Raw genomic sequence first — 18608 nt, forward strand, 5'->3', positions numbered from 1 at the left:
GTAATAAGTGGCTGTTAACCACGTGTTTATTCACAGGAGATTGCATGACTGCGTCTGCCACCACAGAAATATGGATCGCCGCACTGGCAAGAACAGCCGCTCATTATGGGCACGTGATTGATGTGCGCACTGTTGCACAACAGATGCGCTGGCATGAACAACTGCCGCTGGCGCGCAAGCTGGAACAGATAGCACGCCTGATGGGTCTGCACACCAGTCTGTGCCGCTGGGATCGCTTGCGCTGGAGCCCCGGAATTCTTCCGGTGCTGGCCGCCGCCCATGACGGCAGCGTGCTGGTGATCGAAGCCATCGACGAAGACCAGAATCTGCTGTACTGGCGCAGCGACGGCGGCGATTTGCAGCGCAAAATCGACAAGGAGACGTTGCAATCGCAGATTCAGGACACGCTGGTGCTCACGGGCATTGCCGAGCGCGGCCGCGATGCCCGCATCGATGATTTCGTCAAACCCTACCGTAAGCACTGGTTCTGGCAACACTTTGCCCATGCCAAACGGCAGATTGGCGAAGTGGCGCTGGCCTCTATCATCGGCAATGTGCTGGCACTGGCGGGCATTCTCTTTTCGATGCAGGTCTACGATCGCGTTATCCCTTCGCAGTCGATGCCCACGCTGTGGGTGCTGTTTGGCGGCGTGCTGCTGGCAGCCGCCATTGAATACGCGATTCGTTTATCCCGCACCGTGATCTCCGATTTGATGGGCAAGCAGATCGACCTGCGTGTTTCCGGTATGCTGTTCGCCCGCGCGTTGGCGATCAAGAATGAAGCGCGCCCCAAATCCACTGGCTCGTTTATTTCCCAGCTACGAGAAATCGATCAGGTACGTGAATTACTGACTTCAACCACCGTCGGCGCGGCGGCAGACATGCCTTTTGTGCTGCTGTTTCTGGCGCTGATGTCGTTTATTGGCGGCCCGCTGGTGTTTATTCCCATGCTGGCAATCCCGCTGATTGTCATCCCCGGCATCTTGCTGCAATGGCCGATGGCGAAACTGGCTAAAGACGGCATGCGCGAGAGCGCGCTGCGCAACGCGGTGCTGGTGGAATCCATTGAAGGCGTCGAAGACATCAAGGCACTTCAGGCGGAACCCTATTTCCAACGGCAGTGGGAGCAAACTCACGAGGTAAGCGCCGCCGTCGGCATGAAGCAGCGTCTGTGGGGCGCGCGTCTGACCGGATGGGCGTCAACGGTACAGCAGCTTACCTATGCCGGTATGTTGGTGTTCGGCAGCTATCAGGTGTTGGCCGGCGACATCACCACCGGTACGCTGGTGGCGTGTAGCCTATTGTCATCACGCACCATCGCCCCGCTGATGCAACTGACCATGGTGTTCTCGCGCTGGCAGCACGCCAAAAACGCCCTGACCGGCCTGGATGAACTGCTGCAAAAACCGCTCGATCGGCCTGAGGCGCAAGAAATCGCCCACTGCCCGGTGCTGCAAGGGCACTATCAGGTGACGCAAGCGCAGTACAGCTACGACCCGGAAAAGGGAAATAACGCGGTGTTTATCAACACGCTGGATATCAAACCCGCCGAACGCGTGGCGATACTGGGCAAGGTCGGCAGCGGAAAATCCACGCTGCTCAAACTGCTCGCCGGGCAGGCGACCGCAACGCGTGGCAAAGTGACGTTGGACGGCGTCGACATGGCGCACATCGACCCGGCAGACATGCGCCGCCAGGTAGGCTTTCTTTCTCAGGATTCCCGGCTGTTTTTTGGCAGTCTCAGGCAAAACCTGATGCTGGGTAACCCCCACGCCAGCGAGCAGGAATTACTGGCAGCGCTGCGTATCAGCGGGGCGCTCAGCATGGTGCAGCAGGATGCCTCCAGCCTTGAGCGCATCATTCAGGAAGGCGGACGCGGCCTGTCCGGCGGGCAGCGTCAGATGGTGCTGTTAAGCCGTCTTATCCTGCGCAACCCGCAGATCGTGCTAATGGATGAACCTACGGCCTCGATGGATGAGCAACTGGAAGAACAGGTCATACGCCAGATGAAAAGCTGGCTGGAAGGACGAACGCTGGTGCTGGTGACGCACCGCCCGGCCCTGCTCAAGCTGGTTGACAGGCTGATCGTCATCGACAACGGGCGCATTATTGCCGATGGCCCCAAAGAACAGATACTCAAGGCGGTCAGCAAGCCGCTGGATAACGCGCAGCAGGTCGCCTGAGGGAGAGAAATATGAACAAGACGCTGTTCAGCGCAAAAGGGAAAGCCTCCTCCAGAGTGATTTGGCTGACGCTGCTCGGGTTGGTGGTATTTTTCGTCTGGGCGAAAATTGCCATCCTTGATGAAGTCACCATCGGCAGTGGCAAAGTCACCCCCTCCACGCGAGCCCAAGTGATTGAAAGCCTTGATGGTGGTGTCATCGATAACCTGTACGTCCAGCAAGGTAATATCGTAGAAAAAGGCCAGACGCTGGCACAATTGGACATCAATCGCGCCCAGTCCGTTTATGGAGAGGCCTTTTCACGCGTCACCACCCTGCGCGCCTCGGCGGAACGGTTGCGCGCGGAACTGAGCGGAGAGCCGCTGCGCTTTAGCGAAGGGACATTGAAAGATCCCAACCTGGCGGCGCGCGAACGTCAGTTGTATGAATCCCGCCTGCGTAACCGTGATGAAACGGTGCTTAACCTGCAACAATCGATGCGACTGGTGGAGCAGGAATTGAAAATGACTGAACCGCTGGTGGCACGCGGCGCGGCCAGTGCGGTCGAAGTGATCCGGCTGCGACGGCAAATCAGTGAAATTCGCGGCAAGATCGACGAAGCACGCAACCTGTATGCCGTGAGAGCGCGCGAAGAGCAGGTCAAAAATAACGCCGACCTGGAAGCACAGCTGGAAGTGGTCAACGGCAAGGCCGATCAGCTACGGCGTGCTACTCTCACTTCACCGGTGCGCGGTATCGTCAAAGACATTCAGGTCACCACCGTCGGTGGCGTACTGCAACCCGGCGGCAAGTTAATGGAAATCGTACCGCTGGAAGACAAGCTGCTGATTGAAACCCGCGTCAACCCGCGCGATATCGCCTATATCCGCCCTGGATTGCCTGCCATTGTAAAAATTACCGCCTATGATTCATCCATTTATGGCGATCTTAACGGTGAGGTGGAAAGCGTTTCGCCGGATACGTTGCAAGATGAGGTGCGGCGCGATCAGTATTATTACCGGGTTTATGTGCGCACGCTGGAGAGTGGGTTGACCAATAAAAACGGCGACCGGTTTGCCATCGTTCCCGGCATGATGGCCAATGTGGAGATTAAAACCGGACAAAAAAGCGTGCTCGATTACTTGATTAAGCCGCTCAATAAAGTGAATGAGGCGCTGCGTGAACGCTAGCGCCTCATAAGCGTATTCTTACGGTAAAACCGCCGTACTAGAGCAGTTCAGGGAAGAACACTTGCTTGAGCGCCAACTCAACGCCGCGCACTTCCGCCAGCCCTTTCAGACGGCCGATAGCCGAATAGCCGGGGTTGGTTTTCTTCTTCAGATCGTCGAGCATCTGATGACCATGGTCAGGACGCATCGGAATCGGACGCAGATCGCCCGCCGCTTTACGGCGTGATTCTTCCGTCAGGATCGCTTTCACCACTGCCACCATGTTCACGTCGCCGCCCAGATGCGCTGCTTCGTGGAAGGTTTTCGGGTTCTGTTCGCGACAGGTCGCACGCAGGTGGGTGAAGTGGATACGATCGCCAAAGGTTTCGATCATCTTGACCAGATCGTTATCCGCACGCACGCCGTAAGAACCGGTACACATGGTGAAACCGTTGTGGATATTATCCACGGTCTCTTTCATCCATTGCATGTCTTCAATGGTGGATACCACGCGCGGCAGCCCCAGAATCGGACGCGGCGGATCGTCCGGATGGATCGCCATGCGGATACCCGCTTCTTCGGCAACCGGTACGATCTGCTTGAGGAAGTAGCCCAGATGTTCACGCAGCTTGGCATGGTCAATACCGTCATATTCCGCCAGACGCGCGCGGAACTGATCCAGGGTATAACCCTCTTCCGCACCCGGCAGACCGGCAATGATATTGCCGGTCAAACGCGCGATATCCGCTTCGGTCATCGCTTCAAAGTAAGCGGCAGCCTGCGCCTGCTCTTGCTCGGTGTAATCGTTCTTTGCACCGTCACGTTTAAGAATGTGCAGTTCAAACGCCGCAAACGCGATTTGATCAAAGCGCAGCGCTTTGGAGCCGTCCGGCAGTGGGTATTCCAGATCGGTACGCGTCCAGTCCAGAATCGGCATAAAGTTGTAGCACACGGTGTCGATGCCGCACTGCGCCAGATTGCGCAGTGATTGCTGGTAGTTAGCAATATAGTGCTGATAGCGACCGGTTTGCGTTTTGATATCTTCGTGGATCGGCACACTCTCAACCACCGACCACACCAGACCTTTGGCTTTCAATTCGGCTTTGCGTTTTTCGATCTCTTCGACTGTCCAGACTTCGCCATTCGCGATGTGGTGTAATGCGGTTACCACACCCGTCGCCCCCGCCTGACGGACATCGTCCAGAGAGACAGGATCGTTCGGGCCATACCAACGCCAGGTTTGTTCCATCTTTATTACCCTTAATCAATAACTTGTAAAATCATCTCTTGCGCTGTTCCCGGTCCACGGCAATCGCTGCGGGGCGACTGGTCATCAATCTCATCAACCAAAGTGGTGAACAGGCCGACCAATTTTGTTTATCATTCCAATGACAGCCTACACCAGCCGATGAAAAGCACCAACAAGAAAACAAAATAGGTTGACCAATATCACCAAAATAATGCTTTTTGGACAAACAAATTGGCTTTTTATTCGGAAACAAGTACAGTTTTGCCGTGAAACTTTATACCAAAGCGTCTTTTTACATTATTTGGTCAGGCCACTTTTCACCTTGCGCTCCTACACTCTCCACCGTCAAGGGCGAGTGAACGCGCTAACGCATGATGGCCTACCGTACTCAGGGATATTGTTATGACAACGTCGACCACCGCAACGCATCACGCCACCCTTGCCAACACCCCGCTGCCAGAAGCCGTGCGCCAGCCGCAGTACGATCGTAATGTACTGACAAGCCGTATGGTGCACATCGGTTTTGGCGCGTTTCACCGCGCGCATCAGGCACTGCTTACCGACCGTGTTCTGAGTCAACAAGGCGGTGACTGGGGCTACTGTGAAGTGATCCTGTTTGGCGGTGAAAGCCTGATTAGCCAATTGCGTGAGCAAGACCACCGCTACACCGTGCTGGAAAAAGGGGCTGAAGGCAGCCAGGCCATTGTTATCGGTTCGGTCCACGAATCGTTGCATGCACGTCTGGAAGGCATCTACGCCGTGGTGGAAAAACTGGCAGAGCCGCAGGTTAACATCGTTTCTCTGACCGTCACCGAGAAAGGCTACTGCATCGATCGCACCAGCGGTGGCGTAGACATCAACAACCCGCTGATCAAGCAAGATTTGGAACTGCCGACCGCGCCCGCATCTGCACCGGGTCTGCTGGTGGAAGCACTGCGCGTGCGTCGTGAACGTGGCCTGAAACCGTTTACCGTGCTGTCTTGCGATAACATGCCGGAAAACGGCAACGTGGTGAAACGTGCGGTACTGGAGCTGGCTCGTCTGCGCAGCGCTGAGCTTGCGGAGTGGATCGCAGCCAATGTCACCTTCCCCAACACTATGGTGGACCGCATCGTGCCTGCCGCTACGCCGGAAACGCTGGCTGAAGTGGAACAGGCTATCGGCGTCGCCGATCCGGTAGGCATCGCCTGCGAACCCTTTATTCAATGGGTAGTGGAAGACAACTTTGTGGCGGGGCGCCCACAGTGGGAAGTGGCCGGTGCACAGCTGGTGAATGACGTTCTGCCGTTCGAAGAGATGAAACTGCGCATGCTGAACGGCAGCCACTCCTTCCTGGCCTATCTGGGCTATCTGGCCGGTTACGAACACATTAACGACTGTATGGCGGATGCCCATTATCGTCGTGCCACTCAGCGCTTGATGTTGGAAGAACAGGCACCGACGCTGCACGTTAACGAGGATTTACCGGGCTATGCCGCACAGTTGATTGCCCGTTTCACCAACCCGGCGCTGAAACACCGCACCTGGCAAATCGCCATGGACGGCACACAGAAGCTGCCGCAGCGTATGGTGGAATCCGTGCGCTGGCACCTGCAAAACGGCAGCGATTACAGTTGCCTGACGCTGGGTATCGCCGGTTGGATGCGCTATGTGGGCGGCGTGGATGACGCGGGTCAAACCATCGACGTGCGTGACCCAATGGCAGCACAACTGCGTGCTATCGTCGATGCCACGCAAGACGGTGCAGCACGCGTGCAGGGCCTGTTAGGATTGACGGCTATCTTTGGTGATGATCTGGCGAACAACGAAGAGTTTGTACGCCGCGTCACCAAAGCGTACCTGCTGCTGAGTGAGAAAGGCGCAAAAGCGGCGGTCTCAACGCTGTAATATCCCGTCGTCGTCCTCGGCGTAGGCCGGGGACCTGGTACAGAAGAAACACGTGTAGCCTGGCAAGAGATCCCCGCCGGTAAGGGAATCTCTTGCAGGAAGCGCTGGAACCCTAGTTATCAGGATTCCTGCGGCGCAGGCACCGATTCAAACAGATAACCGTCAAACGCCGGATCGTCGACATCCGAAATTTCCAGCAGTTTATGCTTCACATTCTCCAGATGCTGCCACATCTCCTGACGCGCTTGTTTGGCATCGCGACGGGTCACCGCACGCAGAATGCGCTGGTGATCGTCCAGCCATTGGCGCTGGTAGCTGAAATCTACCGTGTGCGAATGCAGGCCGCGCCACATGGAACTGCGTTTACGCGCCTGCCACACTTCATAAACCATATTGGCCAGCACGCTGTTTTGCGTCGATTGTGCCAGCAGGCAGTGAAACAGCTCGTCCGCACTCTCGTCTACGCTGCCGTTATCCAGCGCCTGCCGCTCCTGATCGATAGCCTGCTTCATCTTGAGAATATCGGTCTTGGTCGCCTGCATCGCTGCAAACGCCGCCACTTCGCTCTCGAGCAATTGACGCGCCTGCATCAGCTCAAACGGACCGTAACCGCTATCCGCATTACGGTTCTTATCTTCGGTCGGAATCTGAATCACATACACGCCGGAGCCTTTACGCACTTCAATCAGCTTCTCAAGTTCCAGCATGATCAAGGCTTCACGCACCACACTGCGGCTGACGGAAAAAACCTCTGCGATATCACGTTCGGGAGGAAGACGATCACCCACCTGATATTTGCCGGCCAGAATATCTGTCCGAATCTTGTTACCAATGTCTTGATATAATCGCATCTTATTGTTTTTCCTTCACAAACAACGATGGCGCAAAATTGGCCTGACCAAAGAATAAAAAATACGCAAATCTGACGCAAGTATAACATGAAGCTGTCACATAAATTGCCACCGGGTGCGCATTTTAGCAAACCGCATCCTCCGCAGCGCAGAGCACGCCTGAGTTAGCTGACCGCTTACCACGGCGGTTGACCACTGTTGCCAGCACATGCAAATTCGTTGCCGAAAAATCCGCCATTCTCTATTATCGGTTCGATAGCCTTCCTGCGCTTATTTCACCGGATAACACTTTTCACCGGATAAAAACATGGATTCACCGATGGCATTGATACGCTCTGCGCCTTTATCTGGCTCACGCTACTGGCGCGGCCTGTGTGTGTTGATACTGCTGGCGTTTTTGAGCGCCTGTAGTCGCACGCCGCCGCCGATCACCCCGTTAGGGCAGCCAACGTTCGCCCGCTATCAGCAGGAAACCACACGCTGGGTTGAGGAGCATCGGCGTTTTCAAACGCTGGATAAAGCGCTGGAATTAACCTGGAATACCCCGTCGGAAAACCGACCGGCAGGTACCGCGCGCAAAGGCATATTGCTGGTGCACGGTCTGGGGGATTCCCCCGGTTCGTTTACCGATATCATTCCGGCGCTGACGCAACGCGGGTTTCTGGTGCGCACTGTGCTTTTGCCCGGCCATGGCACACAACCCGCTGACTTGATGCCGGTGTCGGTGGAAGACTGGCGGCGCGTGGTAGCTGAGCAGGCTGCCTTGCTGCACCAAGAAGTGGGCGAAGTCTATCTGGGCGGCTTCTCGACGGGCGGTAATCTGGTGTTGGAATACGCCTTACAGCATCCGGACATTCAGGGGCTGGTGCTGTTTTCGCCCGCCATCCGCTCCGATGAACCGCTCGATTTTCTGGCTCCGTTACTGGCCTCCGTGACCGATTGGCTGCGCCCGCCGCGACCGGGGCAGCCACAGCAGATTGCCACGCGCTATCTGCGCGTGCCTACCAACGGTTTCGCGCAATTTTATTACTCCAGCGCCAATGTGCGCCATTTGCTGGCAAAAAGCCCTTATGACAAGCCGGTGCTGATGGTGCTGGCGCAGCACGATTCGGTGCTCGACACCGCCGCCATGTTGGCGCAGTTTGACAAGGCGTTCCCTCACCCAGCCAGTCGCGTCATCTGGTACGGTAATCCCCCGGCTCAGCCGGTATCCGAGCGCGTGCTGGTGCGTTCCGATCGCCTGCCGGAATGGCGCATCAGCCAGTTTTCCCACATGTCGGTGCTGTTTTCTCCCGATAATCCGCTCTATGGGCGGACAGGGACATTGCGTCTGTGTTCTAACGGCCCCACCACGCCCGCCGCCAATGACTGCAAGCAACGCGAGGACGTGTGGTATTCCGACTGGGGCTACCAGGAACCAGGAAAAACGCATATCCGTTTAACCTTTAACCCCTATTTCGACTGGCAAAACCAGGTCATGGCGAGCGTATTGAGCAGCGAAGGGACCGTTAGCGCAGCACCGTGATCGTGACAAGAAAAATCGGCGTCACAATAGCGTCATTAATACCGGGTAAAGTGTGGGGGGAATACGGTTCCCCCTACACTGGACTGATAGTGACCCAATGGACGCCACACCCGAGTTATCGCTGAACAGCCCCTACCGAGGCGCACCCACGGCCGCCGACTTGTGCATTGCTACGCCGGAGGCCAGCCCCGAAACGGATAACGCCACGGTCTTGCAGCTTTTCAATAAATACAAAGAATTGGTCAGCTTGCCAGTGGTAGAAAAAGGCAGACCATTCGGGCTTATCAACCGCCATATTTTTTTGTCGCAAATGTCGCGTCCGTTTTATCGCGAGCTGTATGACAAAAAAAGCTGCATCGCATTTATGGACAAAAATCCGCTGATTGTCGATGCCAACGCATCGCTGAATACCGTTGCCGATCAAACGGTTATTTCCGGAGATAAATCGCTTACCGATGGTTTTATCATCACCCGCGAAGGCACCTATCTGGGCATTGGGTTGGGTATCGATCTGATTAAAGCGGTATCGGACATGCATCTGCAACAACATCAGCAGGTGATGCAAAGTATCGAGTACGCCAGCATTATCCAACAGGCGATGATGTCCACCTCGTCGCAAACCATGTCTGTCACGCTGAGCGACTGGTGTCTGGCATGGCAACCGCGCGACTGCGTGGGGGGCGATTGCTACGCGTTTAAAACCACGGCGGATGGCTGGCTGGCGGTGGTGATCGATTGCACTGGTCACGGTGTGCCCGGCGCGTTTATGACCTTAATCTTTGCCTCGGCGCTGGAACACGCGCTGGTTACCTGCCCCCCCGACGATCCGGCGCAGCTGCTGCAAATTATCAACCGCTATATCAAAAACACGCTGGGACAACAGCAGAACGGTGACAGCAGCTCAAACGATGGTTGCGACATCATCGCGGTGCACATGAACACGGCCACACGTGGCCTGACCTGGGCCAGCGCGCGCATGGCGGCATTTATGCTGGCACAGGATGATAACGAGGTGCGCCCACTGGCTGCCGATCGCATGGGTGTCGGCTACACCGATACCCCCTACGACTATGTCTGGACTAACCATCGCTTAACCCTGGCAGATCGAGACATGTTTTTCACCACCACGGATGGATTAACCGATCAGGTTGGCGGTGAGCGGCGCATCATGTTTGGCAAACGTCGGCTTCAGGCCGCACTGCTGCACCACCGCGCGTTGCCGATGCCCGCACTGGCCCAACAATTACAACAAGAGCATCAACGCTACCAGGGTCAGCAGCCCCGACGGGACGACCTGACCTTTTGGGGCTTTAGACAGTGATTACAACCAGGCGACCTTGACCATGGCTATTCAACACCACGGCACCTCACCTTCCACCTTTCCCGGCAATACGCCAGGAGAGTATGCATCCCCAAACGGCGCGCTGTTTCACACCGGCGTGGCGCGCGATATCTCGCTCTACTATATCGGCTACTTCTCGCAGAGCATCATCAGCTCGCTGGCAGAAACGCTACGCCTCCAGCTTGAGAAAACCGAGGTGCCCTCCCCGGTGCGCCGCAAATTGTTCTCCAGCTTTATTGAAATGGGCCAAAACATCACCCGTTACTCCGCATTACCGTTAACCACGCCCGACCAGCAGCAGGAAGCGCGACAGGGCTCCGTCTGCCTTGGGTGGGAAGATGGAAAGTATTTCCTGTGGTGCGCCAACCCGGTGCATCCCGAGGATATGGAGAAACTGCGGGTTCGGCTGGAACCGCTGCGGGCCATGACGGCAGACGAAATCAAAGTGGCCTACAAGGCCTCACTGCGTCAGGAAGCCCCCGCATGGAGCAAAGGTGCGGATATCGGGCTGTTAACCGTGGCGCGAGACGCCAGCGAACCGTTGCAATTCACCTTTCAATCAGATGAATCAACGGGGTTATCCACGTTTTATCTGAAGGCGATCATCTGAAATGATAAACATAACTCGCATCGATAATGTTCATCTCGCCGGGACAGCATCCACCCCCAGCGTTGATTTTTGTTTTGACACACATCGGTTATCCCTTTCCGGCGAATCTTACCCAGAGAACGCTGCCGCGTTTTACCGGCCGCTGATCGAGAAGGTGGAAGCCTACCTGACTGAGCTATCGCACCGCGATGATGCGCCCGCAACCGAAATCGAGGTGCATATTTCGCTGAGCTATTTCAACAGTTCCAGCACCAAGATGCTGTTCAGCTTGCTCAACGTGCTGCACCTGGCGGCGCAGGACACGCTCGCCATCGCCCTGCACTGGTATCACGATTGTGAGGATGATATCGCGCAGGAGTTTGGCGAAGAGTTGCATATCGACTTCCCCGCATTGGATTTTCACGGCCATATCATGGAGTAATCATGAGCACCTTTGAGCTGTTCACCCCGGAATATGACATCCTGCTCGCCGCGCGCAACGTGGCTTCGCAGCCTGACAGGCCCGCGGAAGTCTACCGGGATAGTCTGCTGGCACTGACCGAACACTATCAGCGTCTGGTGCGTGAATCCCACCGTCTCATCTCGCGCAGCGATCGGGCAGAGCGCGAATTGACGCGCTTAAACCACCAGCTCCATCAACTGGCCGATGAGTTGGCTTACAAAGCGACACACGATCCGCTCACGGATGTCTACAACCGTGGTGCCATTATCGACATCATCAGCACGGTGCTCACGCAGCGCCAGGCCTCGCTGATTGTATTGGATATCGACCATTTCAAGCGGGTAAACGACAACTTTGGTCACCCAACGGGCGATGCGGTGATCTGCGATCTGATCACCCGCGTGCGTCATGCGCTGGGCGGCGTCGGCAGCATTGGGCGCGTAGGCGGAGAAGAGTTCACGATTTTGCTGGATAATGTTGCCCTGCAACAGGCGGTCCTGTACGCGCAGCGCATCCATGCCGATCTGAACCGCTCAAACCTGGCAGCGCTGCCCGCTTATCCGGTGACCGCCAGCTTTGGCGTCAGTTGGGCCCCCGCAACGACCGGGTTTGATACGCTGTACAACGCCGCCGATGCCGCGCTGTATGAAGCCAAGCAGCAAGGACGTAATCGTGTGATGTTTCGCTAAGCCGGTACCCACGTTCTCCAACGTAAAAAAAGGTAAAGATGACGAGGAACGCCAGAGCGCATTAGCGCGGCGTTGAGTCACTTTTGCTACAGTGATGAGAGCCCGTGTTGGATGGGTTGCCAAAGGAGAGCGTATCACCATGCCACGTCTTACCGCACAAGATTTCCAGCCTGAACTGCTCGAACTGTACGACTACTATGCGCATGGGAAACTCACCAAGCGAGAGTTTCTGGAACGTGCAGGTAAATATGCGGTGGGCGGCCTGACCGCCATGACGCTGCTGTCGCTGCTGAGCCCTAACTACGCGCTGGCACAGCAGGTCGAGTTCACGGACCCGGATATCCTCCCTGAATACATCACCTATCCGTCACCCAATGGGCACGGCAGCGTGCGCGGTTATCTGGTGAAACCCGCCAACCTGACCGGCCCGGTGCCTGCGGTGGTGGTGGTGCACGAAAACCGCGGCCTCAATCCCTATATTGAAGATGTTGCACGACGGCTGGCGAAAGCCGGTTTTATCGCGCTGGCCCCTGACGGGCTGAGCAGCGTCGGCGGTTACCCCGGCAATGATGAAAAAGGGCGGGAACTGCAACAAAAAGTCGATCCTACTAAACTGATGAACGACTTTTTCGCCGCCGTCGAATTTATGCTCAAGCATCCGGACAGCACCGGTAAAGTGGGCATCACCGGTTTCTGCTACGGCGGCGGCGTCGCCAATGCGGCAGCGGTTGCCTACCCGGAACTGGCCGCCGCGGTGCCTTTCTATGGTCGCCAGCCAAAACCGGAAGACGTTGAGCGCATCAAGGCACCGCTGCTGATCCACTACGCCGAACGTGATGAACGTATTAACGAAGGCTGGCCCACCTACGAAAACGCGCTGATTGCCGGAAAAAAGGTGTATCAGGCGCACATTTATCCCAACACCAACCACGGCTTTCACAATGACTCCACCCCGCGCTATGACAAGGCTGCCGCCGATCTGGCGTGGGAACGCACCCTGGCCTGGTTCCGGCGCTATCTGGTCTAGCGTATGTTCAGGATAAACCATGCGCTTTGATTTCACTGATTTGCGTCTGTTTCTTCATGTGCAGCAAGCGGGCAGCATCACCGCCGGCGCCGCTCGCTCACACCTGACGCTTCAGGCCGCCAGCGAGCGTATTCGCGGTATGGAGGAGGCACTTGGCGTGGCGCTGCTAACCCGTGTCAGCAACGGCGTGACGCTCACCGAAGCGGGCTTTGCGCTGGCTCGCCATGCCAATACGCTATTGCAGCAGCGCAATCATATGCAAAGCGAGTTGCAGCAGTTTGGCAACGGGTTGCGAGGGCATATCGCCCTGCTCTGCAATGCGTCTGCACTAAGCCTGCATCTTCCGTCGCGCTTGAGTGACTATCTGCTCGCCCACCCGCGTATCTCCCTGAGCGTCAGCGAAAAGCCCAGCCACGAGATCGTGGATGCGATTAAAAACCAGCGTGCGGAACTGGGTATCGTTGCCGATTCAGTCCTGTTGCAGGGTCTGGAAACCCGTGAGTTTTGCCCGGATCCGCTGGTGGTGGCGGCTGCGGTCACGTCACCGTGGGCGGCCTCGCCGGTGCTGGCTTTTGAAGCCCTGCTGGACGCGGAGTTTGTCGGTTTGAACCTGGGCAGCGCGTTGCAGGAGCATATCGACCACCATGCGCGCCAGCATGGCAAGCGTCTTAACTACCGCGTGCGTTTGAATGATTTCCCGGCGTTGATTGGGTTAATCCAGCAAGGTCTCGGCATCGGGATTGTGCCCGAAAAAGCCCTGGCGCAAACGGATGCGCAGCAGGTGCGCGCCATTTCGCTTAGCGACGCGTGGGCACAGCGCCACTTGTTGCTGTGCGCGCGCCAGTTCAGCGCACTGCCTGGCTACCTTCAGGAATTTGTCGAACAGATAAGCGGCAGACAGGCATCAACCCCCGACGCCGAGCACCATGGTGAGCCCCAGAGCGATCAATCCGAGAAAGAAGCAGCGGCGAAATAGCGTTTCACCAATATATTTTCGCACCCGTTGACCCAGCACCATACCGAGCAGCGCCGGGATCAGTGCCAGCAGCGACAACGACAGATTCAACGCAGGCAGACCACCGCCCTGCGCCAACGACAGTGCCAGCCCGAGCGTTGAAACCGTAAACGCCAGCCCGAGCGCCTGCACCAGGTCATCTTTCTTCAATGCCAGACACTGCAAATAAGGCACCGCCGGAATCACAAACACACCGGTCGCCGCCGTAATCATTCCAGTGAGGTAGCCCATGACCGGAGAAAGCCAGATTTCATGGCGACCGGGCGCTGGCAGGCGGCGCGCAATCAGCCCCCACACGCCATAAACCACCAGCATCCCCCCAAGGAAAACCGGGGCCCATGGCGACGCGTCCGCCAGACTGGGAATGCCGCTCCACAGCGTTCCTATCAGTATCGCGACCAGAAAGCTGCCAAGACGCCGCGCCAGCAATAAAAATGCCGGGCCAGCAAGCAGTTGCCACAGGTTGGTGACGAAAGAGGGGATCAACAGCAGCGCGGCAGCGCTGGTCGGCGGCATGGTTAACGCCAGAAGTCCCATGGCGACCGTCGGCAAACCGAGGCCGACAATGCCTTTAATCATGCCCGCTAGCAAAAACACGCAGAGTATCGTCACCATCCCTTATCCTTATTTGCCACTGATTCTGAGGGGTAACACGAAAATACCCACAGCGCGGCAAAAGCGCGATCGGGAATTTATTGAGGGAGACTCAGGGAAAACTTGCAGGGGATGCGCTCGCGCCGCAGCAAACGCGGCGCGTAGCGAAAAAACTCAGCTTTTCTTCACAAACTCGGATTTCAGCTTCATCGGGCCAAAACCATCAATCTTGCAATCAATGTTGTGGTCACCTTCGACCAGACGGATACCTTTCACTTTGGTACCAATCTTCAGCGTGGAAGAACTGCCCTTCACTTTCAGGTCTTTAATAACCGTCACGCTGTCGCCATCGGCCAACAGGTTGCCATTGGCATCACGCACTACCAGCCCGTCGTCATCAGCGGTCTCGGCATTCATGGACCACTCGTGGCCGCACTCAGGACAATTGAGCTGTTCATCGGCCTGCCAGGTAAAGGCAGAGTCGCATTTTGGACAATTTGGTAAGGTTGACACGTCATGACTCCTGAAAATTCAATAAAAAGGTAAAATAAATAATAAAATCATAAGCAAACATGATGAATTGTCACTATTTTACGCTATTTCTCTCACAGCGTACAGCCAAACGCCCTGCAACCCCATGGCGCAGCCCTGCACAGCGATAAAGCAATGCGCACCACATTGACACAAAACCACCGCCGTTGAACGCACTACCGTCTGGCGCAAACGCGCGCTGGCAGTGCATTCCTGACTCAATAGCGTGCAAAGCGCCACGATTGCACTAGCGAAAAACAAGATTGCGTTATTTGGCATTTTTTATGCATGGCAACCATTATCTTCTTATTGCGTAATGCCCGGAGATGCCAATGATAAAAATAACGCTTCCTAGTGGACCTTATTACGATGAAATGCTCACGGCAGAGGGACGGCAGCGGCAGCATTACGATCCATGGTGGCGCTGGCTGCAACGCACCGATCAGCAATCGGTACGGCAGAAGAAGGAGCAGGCTGAACTGCTGTTTCATCGGGTGGGGATCACCTTCAACGTTTACGGTGACGATGAGGGCACCGAACGGTTAATCCCGTTTGACAGTGTGCCGCGCATTATTCCGGCGGCGGAGTGGCGCAAACTGGACAGCGGCATTCGTCAACGCGTCAAGGCGCTGAATGCCTTTCTGCATGATATCTATCACGATCAACACATCCTCAAAGCGGGCATTATCCCCGCCGAACAGGTGTTGGCAAACGAGCAATTCCAACCCTGCATGCAGGGCATCTCCCTGCCCAATCAGATTTATGCCCATATCACCGGCATCGATATGGTGCGCAACAGTGACGGTGAGTATTACGTTCTGGAGGATAATCTGCGCACGCCGTCCGGCGTCTCTTACATGCTGGAAAACCGCAAGATGATGATGCGCCTCTATCCGGATATGTTTGCCCAGCAACATATCGCCCCGGTGGAGCGCTACCCCAGTTACCTGCTGCAAACCCTGCGCGAAAGCTCACCGGTGGACGACCCCTGCGTGGTGGTGATGACGCCGGGACGCTTCAACAGCGCTTACTTCGAACACAGCTTTTTAGCCCAGCAAATGGGGGTGGAGCTGGTTGAAAGTGCCGACCTGTTTATCAAGGAAGGGGCGGTTTACATGCGCACCACCGAAGGGCCGCGCAAGGTGGATGTTATTTATCGCCGCCTTGATGATGCCTTTCTCGATCCGCTGGCGTTCCGCGCTGATTCCATGCTCGGCGTGCCGGGTCTGTTGTCGGTGTATCGCGCAGGCGGCGTGGTGCTCGCCAACGCCATCGGCACCGGCGTGGCCGATGATAAATCCATCTACCCTTACGTACCGGAGATGATCCGTTTCTATCTGAGCGAAGAGCCGCTATTGAACAACATCCCCACCTGGCAGTGCCGCAAACCGGAGGATTTGCGCTTCGTGCTGGATAATCTGGATCAGATGGTGGTGAAAGAAGTCCACGGTGCAGGCGGCTACGGCATGCTGGTAGGACCGCGCGCCAGCCGTACCGAAATAGAGGAATTTCGCCAGCGCTTGTTGTCCAACCCGACGAACTACATCGGGCAGGAGACGCTGGCGCTCTCCACCTGCCCGACCTTTGTGGAACAAGGGCTGGCCCCGCGCCATATCGACCTGCGCCCCTTTGTGCTCTACGGGCAGGAAATTCGTCTGGTGCCTGGCGGGTTGACGCGGGTGGCGCTCACCGAAGGCTCGCTGGTGGTGAACTCTTCGCAAGGGGGCGGCACCAAGGACACCTGGGTAATGGAGGATGACGAATCATGCTAAGCCGCACAGCCAGTGAACTGTTTTGGATGGCGCGTTATCTGGAGCGGGCGGAGAGTTTCGCCCGCGTGCTCGATGTCACCTACAAGCTGTCGATGGTGCCACGCCACAGTCAGCAGCAGCGCGATCTGGCGCTGCCGCTCAATCTCTCGTTGACCCATGAGCTGTTTCAGGTGCGTTATCCGCAGTTTTCCATGGCGAACCTGATCAACTTTTTTGCCCTCGACAGTGATAACCCCAGCAGTATCTACAGTTGCGTCGAAATGGCCTGGAACAACGCCCATGCGGTGCGCGGCAGCCTCTCCGCCGAGGTGTGGGAGTGCATCAACACCACGCGCATTCAGTTGCGCACGCTGCGGCAAAAAGGGGTGGAAGAGGTCGGTATCGATGCCTTCTTTGACTGGGTTAAAGATCGCGCCCATCTGTTTCGCGGCGCGGTGTTCGGCACCTTGCTGCGTAACGATGCGCTGTGTTTTATCCGTATCGGCACGCTGATCGAGCGGGCATTCGCCACCACGCAACTGCTGCTGCTCAAAGATCAGCAGTTGAATAACGACACCGATCCGGTGCGTGAATATTATCGGCTGGATACGCTGCTGCGCGCGGTCAGCGCGCGCGAGGCCTACAACAGTATCTATCGTCAGCCGGTGACACGCGATACGGTGGCCGAGTTGCTGATCCTACGCAACGACGTGCCGCGCTCGCTGCGCGCCTGCATCGAAGACGTCGTCAGCCAGTTGGAGCAGATCGCTAACACCCGCTCTCACCTGCCGTTACGGCTGGCGCACCAGTTGAACGTCGATCTGCGCTTCAGCACACGGGAAGATTTGGCGCAATCGGATATGCAGGTCTATCTCACCGGGCTGTTGGCCCGGATCAACGCGCTGGCTGACAGCGTGCGACAAACCTATCTGGAGACGGTATGAAACTGACCATTAATCATCTCACGCGCTATCGCTATGATGAACAAGTGAAATTCAGCACCCAGTATCTGCGTTTGACGCCGCGTGATTCCGCCCGCCAGCGCGTGGACTCATGGTCGTTAACACTGTCTGAGGGGTCCGCTGTCACCACCACCGACACCTGGGGCAACGTGTTGCATGTGCTGACGCTGGATCATCCGCATCAGGAAATCGTCATTCACGCTCAGGGTGTGGTAGACATTGCCGATAACGATGATATCGCGCCAGAGAATGAGCTGTTGTCACCACTGGTGTTCCTGCGCAGCACGCCGCTGACGCAGGCGGATGCGCCGATTCGCGCCTTCGCGCTGCGCTACTACCGGCCGGAAGCGGCGGAAGAGAGCCTGAACGCGCTGATGGCGGCGCTGTTGGTCAGTATGCCTTACACCCCCGGTGCCACGCAGGTGCAAGATAGCGCGGCGCAGGCCTTTACACGCGGGCAGGGAGTCTGTCAGGATCACACCCATGTGTTTCTGGCCTGCTGTCGTAGCCTGCACCTCCCGGCGCGCTATGTCAGCGGCTACGTTCATAGCCCGGATTCGCGCCATGTGGCGATGCACGCCTGGGCGGAAGTGTGGCTGAATGGACGCTGGCTGAGTTTTGATATCACCAACAACTCGCGTAGCCTGACGCAGCATTTGCGTCTGGCGACCGGGTTGGACTATCTGGATGCCTGCCCGATACGCGGCAGTCGGCTGGGTGGCGGAAGCGAAATGCTGTTTTCTGAAGCTGAAGTGCGGCGCTTTTCACAACAGGCGCAGCAGCAATAACCATGAGATGATCG

General features: G+C 56.7%; 17 protein-coding genes. 13 read left to right on the forward strand and 4 right to left on the reverse strand.

Going from position 1 to position 18608, the window contains the following annotated elements:
- The first annotated feature begins 44 nt into the window (after window positions 1-44).
- Entirely contained in the window at window positions 45-2183 is a 2139-nt protein-coding gene (locus tag J5067_RS09455; RefSeq protein WP_264650975.1) for a type I secretion system permease/ATPase, read from the forward strand.
- Window positions 2184-2194: 11 nt separating this feature from the next.
- The gene (locus J5067_RS09460) at window positions 2195-3352 is read left to right on the forward strand and encodes an HlyD family efflux transporter periplasmic adaptor subunit (protein ID WP_264644883.1); all 1158 of its coding nucleotides are present in this window, start codon (window positions 2195-2197) and stop codon (window positions 3350-3352) included.
- Window positions 3353-3389: 37 nt separating this feature from the next.
- Here J5067_RS09460 and uxuA read toward each other — a convergent pair whose 3' ends face one another.
- Window positions 3390-4580: a mannonate dehydratase gene (uxuA, locus tag J5067_RS09465; RefSeq protein ID WP_264644882.1), complete on the reverse strand. Its 1191-nt coding sequence runs from the start codon at window positions 4578-4580 to the stop codon at window positions 3390-3392.
- A gap of 402 nt (window positions 4581-4982) precedes the next feature.
- On the opposite strand from uxuA, the gene J5067_RS09470 reads away from it, so the two are divergent.
- A complete protein-coding gene (locus J5067_RS09470) occupies window positions 4983-6467 on the forward strand; it encodes a mannitol dehydrogenase family protein (RefSeq protein WP_264644881.1) in 1485 nt (494 codons plus the stop codon).
- Between the two features lie 119 nt (window positions 6468-6586).
- Here J5067_RS09470 and J5067_RS09475 read toward each other — a convergent pair whose 3' ends face one another.
- Window positions 6587-7318 (reverse strand): FCD domain-containing protein, encoded by a 732-nt coding sequence (locus tag J5067_RS09475; RefSeq protein WP_264644880.1) that lies wholly within the window; start codon window positions 7316-7318, stop codon window positions 6587-6589.
- 319 nt (window positions 7319-7637) lie between these two features.
- Between J5067_RS09475 and J5067_RS09480 the strand changes: the two genes are divergently transcribed.
- From J5067_RS09480 to J5067_RS09510, 7 genes are all read left to right on the forward strand, one after another.
- The gene (locus J5067_RS09480; protein ID WP_264650976.1) at window positions 7638-8843 is read left to right on the forward strand and encodes a carboxylesterase; all 1206 of its coding nucleotides are present in this window, start codon (window positions 7638-7640) and stop codon (window positions 8841-8843) included.
- Between the two features lie 97 nt (window positions 8844-8940).
- The gene (locus J5067_RS09485) at window positions 8941-10164 is read left to right on the forward strand and encodes a SpoIIE family protein phosphatase (RefSeq protein WP_264650977.1); all 1224 of its coding nucleotides are present in this window, start codon (window positions 8941-8943) and stop codon (window positions 10162-10164) included.
- A 22-nt stretch (window positions 10165-10186) separates the two neighbouring features.
- Complete coding sequence (locus J5067_RS09490) at window positions 10187-10795, forward strand: SiaB family protein kinase (protein ID WP_264644878.1); 609 nt, start codon at window positions 10187-10189, stop codon at window positions 10793-10795.
- A 1-nt stretch (window position 10796) separates the two neighbouring features.
- Window positions 10797-11216 (forward strand): DUF1987 domain-containing protein, encoded by a 420-nt coding sequence (locus J5067_RS09495; RefSeq protein WP_264644877.1) that lies wholly within the window; start codon window positions 10797-10799, stop codon window positions 11214-11216.
- 2 nt (window positions 11217-11218) lie between these two features.
- Window positions 11219-11926 carry a GGDEF domain-containing protein gene (locus J5067_RS09500; protein WP_264650978.1) on the forward strand — a complete coding sequence of 236 codons (708 nt, stop codon included), beginning with the start codon at window positions 11219-11221 and terminating at the stop codon, window positions 11924-11926.
- 139 nt (window positions 11927-12065) lie between these two features.
- Complete coding sequence (gene yghX, locus J5067_RS09505) at window positions 12066-12953, forward strand: YghX family hydrolase (protein ID WP_264650979.1); 888 nt, start codon at window positions 12066-12068, stop codon at window positions 12951-12953.
- A 19-nt stretch (window positions 12954-12972) separates the two neighbouring features.
- The gene (locus J5067_RS09510; protein WP_264650980.1) at window positions 12973-13929 is read left to right on the forward strand and encodes a LysR substrate-binding domain-containing protein; all 957 of its coding nucleotides are present in this window, start codon (window positions 12973-12975) and stop codon (window positions 13927-13929) included.
- Here the strand turns inward: J5067_RS09510 and J5067_RS09515 are convergent.
- A complete protein-coding gene (locus J5067_RS09515; protein WP_264650981.1) occupies window positions 13858-14583 on the reverse strand; it encodes a sulfite exporter TauE/SafE family protein in 726 nt (241 codons plus the stop codon). The two genes, J5067_RS09510 and J5067_RS09515, sit on opposite strands and share 72 nt — an antisense overlap.
- Window positions 14584-14736: 153 nt before the next feature.
- The gene (locus J5067_RS09520) at window positions 14737-15075 is read right to left on the reverse strand and encodes a zinc ribbon domain-containing protein YjdM (protein ID WP_264624261.1); all 339 of its coding nucleotides are present in this window, start codon (window positions 15073-15075) and stop codon (window positions 14737-14739) included.
- Between the two features lie 350 nt (window positions 15076-15425).
- Here J5067_RS09520 and J5067_RS09525 point away from each other — a divergent pair, with 350 nt between their 5' ends.
- From J5067_RS09525 to J5067_RS09535, 3 genes are read left to right on the forward strand one after another with little or no spacing between them, the layout of a single operon-like run.
- Window positions 15426-16865, forward strand: a complete 1440-nt coding sequence (locus tag J5067_RS09525) for a circularly permuted type 2 ATP-grasp protein (protein ID WP_264650982.1) — start codon at window positions 15426-15428, stop codon at window positions 16863-16865.
- Window positions 16859-17788: an alpha-E domain-containing protein gene (locus tag J5067_RS09530; RefSeq protein WP_264644871.1), complete on the forward strand. Its 930-nt coding sequence runs from the start codon at window positions 16859-16861 to the stop codon at window positions 17786-17788. Before J5067_RS09525 ends, J5067_RS09530 begins: the two co-directional genes overlap by 7 nt.
- Complete coding sequence (locus J5067_RS09535) at window positions 17785-18594, forward strand: transglutaminase family protein (RefSeq protein ID WP_264650983.1); 810 nt, start codon at window positions 17785-17787, stop codon at window positions 18592-18594. The genes J5067_RS09530 and J5067_RS09535 overlap by 4 nt, the downstream gene beginning before the upstream one ends.
- Window positions 18595-18608: the final 14 nt, after the last annotated feature.

The sequence above is a fragment of the Candidatus Symbiopectobacterium sp. NZEC151 genome (assembly GCF_025962655.1).
Classification (GTDB): domain Bacteria; phylum Pseudomonadota; class Gammaproteobacteria; order Enterobacterales; family Enterobacteriaceae; genus Symbiopectobacterium.